Annotated in this window: 1 protein-coding gene; it reads left to right on the top strand. The window is 72.9% G+C overall.

Annotation, left to right across the window (positions count from 1 at the left end; all coding sequences use genetic code 11):
* Positions 1–78 precede the first annotated feature (78 nt).
* Positions 79–10,053, top strand: a complete 9,975-nt coding sequence (locus tag IEY17_RS10700; protein WP_188987183.1) for an amino acid adenylation domain-containing protein — start codon at positions 79–81, stop codon at positions 10,051–10,053.
* Positions 10,054–10,131 lie beyond the last annotated feature (78 nt).

The raw sequence follows: 10,131 nt of genomic DNA, 5'->3' as shown, positions 1-10,131 counted from the left end.
TCCCGTCCGTTCCCACCGCCACCCCTCGAGCCCGCTCACCGCGGTCGCCGCCGCCGAGTTCCGCCGATTGGAGTCCCGATGAGCCCGTCGAGGCTGGAAGACGTACTGCCGCTGTCGCCCCTACAGGAGGGGTTGTGGTTCCACTCGCTGTACGACTCCGATGCCGACGAGGTCTACAACACGCAGCTGGTGCTGGAACTGGACGGTGACGTCGACCCGGAGCGCTTCCGGGAGGCGCTGCGCGTGCTGCTGCGGCGGCACGCGAACCTTCGCGTGGGGTTCCGCCAGCGCAAGGGCGGCCAGCCGGTCCAGTTCGTCATGCGCGACGTCGAACCCGACTGGCAGGTGGTGGATGTGACCGCCGCGGAGCTGGACGGATTCCTCACCGCCGACCGGACCCGGCGCTTCGACGTGCGCACCCCGCCGCTGCTGCGGTGCGCGCTGGTGCGGCTGCCCGACGGCACCTCCCGGCTGGTGATCACCAACCACCACCTGCTCCTGGACGGCTGGTCCGCGCCGCTGCTGGTCGACGAACTGTTCCAGCTCTACCGCAGCGGCGGGGACACCAGTGGGCTGCGTCCGGTCACCCCGTACAAGGAGTACCTGCGCTGGGTGTCCGAGCAGGACCCGGCGGTCGCCGAGCGGGCCTGGCGAAAAGCGCTGGACGGGCTGACGGCACCCACCCTGGTGGCCGAGCCCGGCCGTCCGGCACGGCTGCCGGAGCGGGCCTGGCTGGAACTGCCCGCGGGCCCGATCGACGAGCTGTGCCGACGACGCGGGCTCACGGTCAACACGCTGGTGCAGGGCGCGTGGGCGACCGTGCTGGGGCAGCTCACCGGGCGTGGTGACGTGGTGTTCGGCGCCACCGTGTCCGGTCGCCCACCGGAGATCCCCGGCATCGAGACGATGATCGGCCTGTTCATCAACACGCTGCCGGTCCGGGTGCGGCTGGACCCCGCCCGGTCGGTGGTGGACAACCTCGCGCGGCTGCAGGACGCGCAGGCCGAACTGCTGTCCCACCAGCAGATCAGCCTCGCCGAGGTGCAGCGGATCGCCGGGCTCGGGCCGCTGTTCGACACGCTGCTGGTGTTCGAGAACTACCCGCTGGACGCGCTCGCCGACGCTGACGAGCCCGGTCCGCGCATCACCGGGGTGGACGGCGGGGGAGCGACGCACTACCCGCTGGGCCTGGTGGTGTCCCGCACCGGCGACGGCCTGCAGTTCCGGCTGGACCACAGGCCGGAGGAGTTCGACGCCGCCGAGCTGCTGGGCCGCCTGCGCCGCTTCCTGGACGCCGCCGTCACCGACCCGGACCAGCCGCTGGCCCGGGTCGAGCTGCTCGACCAGGCGCAGCGTCACCGGCTGCTGCACGACTTCAACGACCACGAGGCCGCACCAGACGGCCCGGGTGTCGTGGAGCGGTTCGAGGAACGCGTGCGCCTGGCACCGGATCACCCGGCGGTCGTGCACGACGGCGGCACGGTCACCTACCGCGAGCTCAACGAGCGGATCAACCACCTCGCACACCACCTCATCGCCTCCGGTGTCGGGCGCGGCAGCCTGGTGGCGGTGGCGCTGCCCCGTTCCGTCGACCTGGTCGTCGCCCTGTTCGCGGTCGTCAAGACCGGTGCCGCCTACGTGCCGGTGGAACCCGACCACCCGGCCGAGCGCATCGAGTACCTGCTGCGCGACGCCGACCCCGACCTGCTGCTCACCACGCGCGGCACGGGTGTGACCGGGCGGCGGGTGATCCTGCTGGACGAGCCGCTGCCGCCGCTGCCGGTCACCGACCCCCGGGTCACCACCAGCGGTGCCGACCCGATGTACGTGCTCTACACCTCGGGTTCGACCGGCCGTCCCAAGGGCGTCGTCGTGCCGCGGAGCGCGGTGCTGCACCGGTTGACCGGCATGCAGCGGCAGTACCGGCTGGACGCCTCCGACCGCGTGTTGCAGAAGACCCCGGCCGGGTTCGACGTGTCGGTGTGGGAGTTCTTCTGGACCCTCACCGAGGGCGCCACGCTGGTGCTGGCCGCCGACGGCGGGCACCGCGACGTCGACCACCTGGTGTCGGTGATCCGCGAGCACGGGGTGACGACCGTCCACTTCGTACCGCCGGTGCTGCGGATGTTCCTCGACGGCCCCGGCGCGGTGGACTGCACCTCGTTGCGGCGGGTGTTCTGCGGCGGTGAGTTCCTGCCGGCTGACCTGCAGCAGCAGGTGTGGCGCACCCTCAAGGCGCGCCTGCACCACCTGTACGGGCCGACCGAGGCCACCATCGACGTCACGCAGTTCGACTGCGCCGCCGACGACGTGCAGGACCCGGCGCCGATCGGCCGCCCCGTGCCGGGCGCCCGGTTGTACGTGCTCGACGCGGCGCTGCGTCCGGTTCCGGTGGGCACCGTCGGCGAGCTGTACCTGGCGGGCACCCAGCTCGCGCACGGCTACCACCGCCGTGGGCCGCTGACCGCGGAACGGTTCGTCGCCGACCCGTTCGGCGAGCCGGGCAGCCGCATGTACCGCTCCGGCGACCTGGCCCGCTGGCGCGCCGACGGCGTCCTGGAGTTCGCCGGTCGCGTCGACGACCAGGTCAAGGTGCGCGGGGTGCGCATCGAGCTCGGCGAGATCGAGGCCGTGGCGCGCGAACACCCCGAGGTGCGCCAGGTGGCGGTGGTGGTGCGCGGCGAGCAGGGCCGGGAGCGGCTGACGGCGTACGTCGTCGGCCCGGCGGGCCCGTTGCGCGACCACCTGCGGCGCGCCCTGCCCGACTACATGGTGCCGACGTTGTTCGTCGAACTGCCGGAGCTGCCGCTGACCACCAGCGGCAAGCTCGACCGCAGTGCCCTGCCCGCACCGGACGAGGAACCGACCGGTCCGGAACGCGCGCCGCGGTCGCCGCGCGAGGACATCCTCTGCGGGCTGTTCGCCGAGGTCCTCGGCGTCCGCCGGGTCCGTCCCGGCGACAGTTTCTTCGAGCTGGGCGGGCACTCGCTGCTGGCGACCCGGCTGATCAGCCGCATCCGTACGGCGTTCGACGTGGAGCTGTCGGTGCGCGCGGTCTTCGAGTCGCCGACGGTGGCCGGGTTGGCCGCCCGGCTGGACGAGGCGGGCGACGCGCGGCCCGCGGTGCGGCCGGTGCCGCGCGACGAGCGGGTACCGCTGTCGTTCGCCCAGCAGCGGCTGTGGTTCCTGCAGCAGCTTGAAGGCCCGAGCGCCACCTACCACGTCCCGATGGTGCTGCGGCTTTCCGGACAACTGGACCAGGATGCGCTGCGCGCTGCGATCGGCGACGTCGTGGACCGGCACGAGAGCCTGCGCACGGTGTTCCCCTCGGTGGAAGGCGTGCCGCACCAGCAGGTGCTGGCCGCTGGCCCCGAGCTGCGCGTGGTGCCGGCCGACCGGCTCGACGAGCAGCTCGCCGAGGCGGTACGCGAACCGTTCGACCTGGCGGTGGACCCGCCGCTGCGGATGACCCTGTTCGAGGTCGGCCCCGACGAACACGTGCTGCTGGTGCTGCTGCACCACATCGCCAGCGACGGCCGTTCCAGCGGCCTGCTGGAACGCGACCTCGCCACCGCCTACGCGGCCCGCTGCGAGGGGCGCAGCCCGAACTGGCCCGCGTTGCCGGTGCAGTACGCCGACTACGCGCTGTGGCAGCACGAACTGCTCGGTCGCGAGGACGACCCGGACAGCCTGGTGTCGCGGCAGCTCGCCTTCTGGCGGGAACACCTCGACGGCATCCCGGTCGAGCTTGAGCTGCCCACCGACCGGCCCCGCCCGGCCGTGGCCACCAACCGAGGCGACGGTGTGGAGTTCGGCGTCAGCCCCGAGGTGCACCGCGCGCTGGTCCGGCTTGCCCGGCAGCAGCAGGCGAGCGTGTTCATGGTGGTGCAGGCAGCGATCGCGGCCCTGCTGACCCGGATGGGCGCGGGTACGGACATCCCGCTGGGCACCTCCGTCAGCGGCCGCGCCGACGAGGCGCTGGACGACCTGGTCGGGTTCTTCGTCAACACCCTGGTGCTGCGCACCGACACCTCCGGCGACCCGTCCTTCACCGACCTGCTGGACCGGGTTCGCCGCGGCGATCTGGCCGCCTACGCCCACCAGGATGTGCCGTTCGAGCGGCTCGTCGAGGTGCTCAACCCGGTCCGGTCGATGTCCCGGCACCCGCTCTACCAGGTGATGCTGGACTTCCACCGCGACGAGCGGTCCGAGTTCACGCTGGCCGGGCTCGCCGTGGAGCGGGAGCGTGCCGGCACCGACGTGGCCAAGGTCGACCTGACCTTCCACGTCGAGGAGTCCTACGACGAGCGCGGCGACGCGATCGGGCTGCAGGGCGTGCTGGAGTTCGCCACCGACCTGTTCGACCGGCGCACCGCGCAGGCCATCGCGGCCCGGCTGGTGCGCGTCCTGGAAGCGGTAGCGGCCGACCCGGACACCCGGATCGGCGACCTGGACGTGCTGCCCGCCGACGAGCGCGAGCGGCTGGTGCATGTGTGGAACGACACCGCGCACGAGGTGGTGCCCGCGACCCTGCCGGACCTGATCGAGCAGCAGGTCCGCCGTACCCCGCACGCCCCGGCCGTCGCCTTCGGCGACACCACGCTGGACTACACCGAGCTCAACAGTCGCGCCAATCGGCTGGCGCGACTGCTGATCTCCCGGGGTGTCGGCCCCGAGCGGTTCGTGGCCATCGCGCTGCCCCGCTCGGTGGATCTCGTGGTCGCGCTGCTGGCGGTGCTCAAGACCGGCGGCGCGTACCTGCCGCTGGACCCGTCGCACCCCGCGGAGCGGATCGGGTTCATGCTCGACGACGTCCGCCCGGTGCTCACCCTGACCGACCGCACCTGCGCCGAGCGGCTGCCGGCAACGGCCCCGCGGTTGCTGGTCGACGAACTCGATCTGTCCACCGTGGACGACTCTGACCCGGACCGGCAGCTGGCCGCGCGCAACGCCGCGTTCGTCATCTTCACCTCCGGGTCCACCGGGCGGCCCAAGGGCGTGGTCGTCCAGCACGACTCGCTCAACGTCTACCTGGCGTGGGCCCGCTCGGCCTACCCGGCGGTCGCCGGGCGCGCGCTGGTGCACTCCCCGGTGTCGTTCGACCTCACCGTCACCGGCCTGTTCGCCCCGCTGACCACCGGCGGTTGCGCGCAGCTGGTGGAGCTGGACGAGTCCGCGCAGCTGGACGGGCAGCCGACGTTCGTCAAGGCCACCCCCAGCCACCTGCCGGTGCTGCTGACGCTGCCACCGGAGTGCTCGCCGACCGAGCAGCTCGTGCTGGGCGGCGAGTCGCTGATGGGCGAGGTGCTCCAGCAGTGGCGGGTCCGCCACCCCGGTGCCACGGTGATCAACGAGTACGGGCCGACCGAGACCACGGTGGGCTGCACCGAGTTCCGAATCGAACCCGGCGACCGGGTGCCCGCCGGGGTGGTGACCATCGGGCGGCCGATCTGGAACACCCAGATGTACGTGCTGGACGCGGCGCTGCGCCCCGTCCCGGTCGGCGTCGCGGGCGAGCTCTACATCGCCGGGGACCTGGTGACCCGCGGCTACCTGAACCGGCCCGGCCTGACCTCGACGAAGTTCGTGGCCAACCCGTTCGGCCCACCGGGCAGCCGAATGTACCGCTCCGGCGACATCGCCCGGTGGAACGCCGACGGGATGCTGGAGTTCGTCGCCCGCGTCGACGACCAGGTCAAGATCCGCGGTTTCCGGATCGAGCTGGGCGAGGTCGAGACCGCGCTCAACCAGCACGGGTCCGTGCGGCACGCGGCCGCGATCGTGCGCGAGGACACCCCCGGCGACAAGCGGCTGGTCGCCTACGTGGTACCAGAAGGCGAATGCGATCCGGCGGCGCTGCGCGACCACGTGGCGGCGCGGCTGCCCGAGTACATGGTCCCAGCCGCGGTGGTGCTGCTGGACGAGCTGCCGCTGACCGCCAACCGCAAGCTGGACCGCCGCGCGCTGCCCGCGCCAAAGTTCGCCGGGGACGCCACCGGCCGTGGCCCCCGCGACGAGCGGGAAGCCGTCCTGTGCCGCCTGTTCGCCGAGGTGCTCGGTGTGGCGTCGGTGAGCATCGACGACGGGTTCTTCGAGCTCGGCGGGCACTCCCTGCTCGCCACCCGGCTGATCAGCCGGATCCGCGCGGAACTGGGCGTCGAGGTGGGCATCCGCCGCCTGTTCGAGTCGCCGACCGTGGCGGGTATCTCCGAGGCGCTGGGCAGCACCGGGCCGGCCCGCCCGCCGCTGGTGCCCGCGTCCCGCCCCGAGCTGGTGCCGCTGTCGCACGCCCAGCGCAGGTTGTGGTTCCTGCACCAGCTGGAGGGCCCGAGCCCGACCTACAACATTCCACTGGTGCTGCGCATGTCCGGGCGGCTGGACCGGTCGGCGTTGCGCGCCGCCGTCGAAGACGTGGTCGCCCGGCACGAGATCCTGCGCACGGTCTTCCCGGACGTCGACGGCACCCCGCACCAGTTGGTCCTCGACCCGGCCCCGGTCGTCCTGCACGAGGCCGACGACCTCGACGAGGCCGCCCGTTACTGCTTCGACCTGGCGCGCGAGACCCCGCTGCGGGTTTCGGTGCTCGGTGGCGGCACCGAACACCAGGTGCTGGTGCTGCTGCACCACATCGCCGCCGACGGCGCATCGCAGGCACCCCTCGTGCGCGACCTGGCCACCGCCTACGCCGCGCGGGTCGGCGGCTCCGCGCCGCAGTGGGATCCGCTTCCGGTGCAGTACGCGGACTTCACCCTGTGGCAGCGGGACGTCCTCGGCGACGAGGACGATCCGGGTTCGGAGGCGGCGCGGCAGCTCGCGTTCTGGCGCGACGCGCTGGCCGGTGCGCCGGAGCGGATCGAGATCCCCACCGACCGGCCCCGGCCGGCCGTCGCCAGCTACCGCGGCGACGCACTGGAGTTCGCCGTCGACGCCGCCACGCACGCCGGGCTGGCCGGGCTCGCGGTGGCGCACGACGCCACGGTGTTCATGGTCCTGCACGCCGCGGTGGCGGCCCTGCTGACCAAGCTCGGCGCGGGCGAGGACATCCCGATCGGCACCGCGGTCGCCGGTCGGTCCGACGAGGCCCTGGGCGAGCTGATCGGGTTCTTCGTCAACACGCTCGTGCTGCGCACCGACACCTCCGGCGACCCGCGGTTCACCGATCTGCTGGCCCGGGTCAAGCAGACCGACCTGGCTGCGTACGCGCACCAGGACGTGCCGTTCGAGCGGCTGGTGGAGGTGGTCAACCCGACCCGGTCGCTGGCGCACCACCCGCTGTTCCAGGTCGCGTTCGCGCTCCAGGGCGACGACGACGGTGCACTCCCGCAGTGGCCCGGCCTCGACGTCGAGGTCGAGGGCACCGGGGCCGGTGCGGCCAAGGTCGACCTCGCCTTCAGCCTCCGGGAGAACCGGGACGCCGACGGGCGACCCGCCGGGATCGACGGCGTGGTCTCCTACCGCACCGACCTGTTCGACGAGGCCACCGCCCGCTCACTCGCCGAGCGGCTCACCGCCCTGCTGCGGCAGGTCGTGGCCCGCCCGGCGCTTCGGTTGTCCGACGTGGACGTCCTGACCGGCGCGGAGCGCGCCGCGCTGGCGGTGCGGCCCGCGCCGCCGCAGGACCAGCCGAGTTGGCCGGAGCTCTTCGAGCGGCAGGTCCGGCGGGTGCCGGACAACACCGCGGTGGAGTTCGACGGCGGTGCCTGGACCTACGCGGAGCTCAACGAGCGGGCCAACCGGCTCGCGCACCACCTGATCGGCCGGGGCATCGGCCCCGGTGACGTGGTGGCGCTGGCGCTGCCGAAGTCCGGAAATCTGGTGCTGGCCATCACCGCGGTGCTCAAGACCGGCGCCGCGTACCTGCCGGTGGACGTGCGGTACCCGGCCGAACGTATCCGCCAACTGCTGGCCGGTGCCGACCTCGTCGTGTCCACTTCGGACGTCGAGGTGCCCGGATCGCCGCTGCTGCTGGACACGGATTGGGACGCCGACCAGCCCACCACCGACCCCACCGACGCCGACCGCACGGCGCCGCTGCTGCCCACCACCGCCGCCTACGTCATCCACACCTCCGGGTCGACCGGGCTGCCCAAGGGCGTCGTGGTGCCGCACGCCGGGTTCGCCACCCTCGCCCGGAACCAGGCCCGCTCCTACGGGGCGGGCGAGGACAACCGGGTGTATCAGTTCGTTTCCCCGAGCTTCGACGTGTCGGTGTCCGAGCTGTGCCTGGCGCTGCTGCATGGTGGCTGCCTGGTCGTGCCGCGGCACACCAGCACGGGGGCGGAACTGGCCGCCGAACTGGACCGCGCACGCATCACCCACCTGCTCATCCCGCCGTCGGTGCTGGCCACGGTGCCTCGGGTGGACCTGCCCCACCTGCGCGTGCTGATCACCGGTGCCGAGCCGTGCCCGGCTGAGCTCGTCGAGTTCTTCGGCCGCGGCCGCACCATGATCAACGCCTACGGGCCGACCGAGGCCACGGTGGACGTCACCTGCGCCCGGTGCGAGCCCGGCGACCACCCGACGCCCATCGGTCTGCCGCTGCACGGCGTGGCGGCCTACGTCCTCGACGCTCACCTGCGCCCGGTGCCGACCGGGGTGGTCGGGGAGCTCTACGTCGCCGGGCCGGGCCTGGCGCAGGGCTACCGCGACCGGTTCGGGCTGACCGCGGAGCGGTTCGTCGCCAACCCGTACGGGCCGCCGGGAACGCGGATGTACCGCACCGGCGACCTGGTTCGCCGCCGCGCCGATGGGCAGCTGGAGTACGCCGGCCGGGCCGACGACCAGGTGAAGGTCCGCGGATTCCGGATCGAACCCGGCGAGATCGAGGCCGTGCTCACCGCCCACCCCGAGGTGGCCCAGGCGCGCGTGGTGCTGCGCGAGGACCGCCCCGGCGACCGCCGCCTGGTCGGCTACGTCGTCTCGACCGCGGAACCGGCGGAGCTGCTGCGCCACCTGCGCGGGACGCTGCCGGACTACATGGTGCCCGCCGCGGTCGTCAGCGTCGACGAGTTCCCCCTGACCCCCAACGGGAAGCTCGACGTCGCGCGGCTCCCGCAGCCCATGACGACCGGTGGCGGCGGCCGCCAGCCGCGGTCCGTGCGCGAGCAGGTGCTGTGCGAGCTGTTCGCCGAGGTGCTGGGCGTGGCGCGGGTCGGCGTCGACGACGGGTTCTTCGAGCTCGGCGGGCACTCGCTGCTGGCCACCCGGCTGGTCAGCCGCATCCGCGAGGTGCTGGGGGCCGACATCGGCGTGCAGGCGGTGTTCCGCTGCTCCACCCCGGCCGACCTCGCCGGGCAGCTGGACGGCGGCGGGGACGGCTTCGACGTCCTGCTCACCCTCCGCGGCGGCGACGGCGTGCCGCTGTTCTGTGTCCACCCGGCTGCCGGGCTGTCCTGGTGTTACGCGGGGCTGCTGCGGCACACCGACATGCCGCTGTACGGGCTGCAGCTGCGCGGCGTGGACGGCCGGGACCGGCTACCGGCCACCCTCGACGAACTCGCCTCGGACTACGCCGACCAGATCCAGAAGGTCCGCCCGCAGGGCCCCTACCGCCTGCTCGGCTACTCCCTGGGCGGCAACATCGCCCACGCCGTGGCAGGCGAACTGCAGTCCCGCGGCGGGCACGTCGACCTGCTGGCCCTGCTCGATTCGTCCACTTCGGACATCGGTCTGGACGAGCAGGAGGTCCTGGCGCGCCTGCACGCCGATGTGGTGGGTGGGGTGGACGGCTCGGCGGACCCGCGCACCCGCATCGCCGAGGCGCTGGGCGAGGACGTCCTCGCGGCCTTCCCGCGCGAGCACCTGCCCGCCGCGGTGGACGCGATCGCCAACAGCATCCGCCTGGCGGCAGGCACCCGCCCGGAACCGATCGACGGAGACCTTGTGCTGATCACCTCGAACTCCAATCCGGACCTGCGCCCCGACTGGGAACCACACGTGCGCGGCCAGGTTCTGCTCGAGCGCGTCGACTGCACCCACGACGAGATGCTCGACCCGGAACCACTCGCGGAGATCACCGCCGTCATCGAAAACCACCTGGACCGCTCCCGCTGACCCCCTCGGACATCGTTTGTTTCGGGTCGCCGGGGAATGCCTGGGGTGGGGCGGCGGGCGAAAGTGTCGTGATATTGG

Origin of the sequence: Saccharopolyspora thermophila (genome assembly GCF_014646075.1) — a bacterium.
Classification (GTDB): domain Bacteria; phylum Actinomycetota; class Actinomycetes; order Mycobacteriales; family Pseudonocardiaceae; genus Saccharopolyspora; species Saccharopolyspora thermophila.
Note: the sequence above shows the minus strand (reverse complement) of the source record. Positions and strands in the feature narration are given on the sequence as shown.

Bases quoted from the DNA above. Each gene is read 5' to 3' on its own strand.
- IEY17_RS10700 (WP_188987183.1), top strand. From the start codon at position 79: ATGAGCCCGTCGAGGCTGGAAGACGTACTGCCGCTGTCGCCCCTACAG.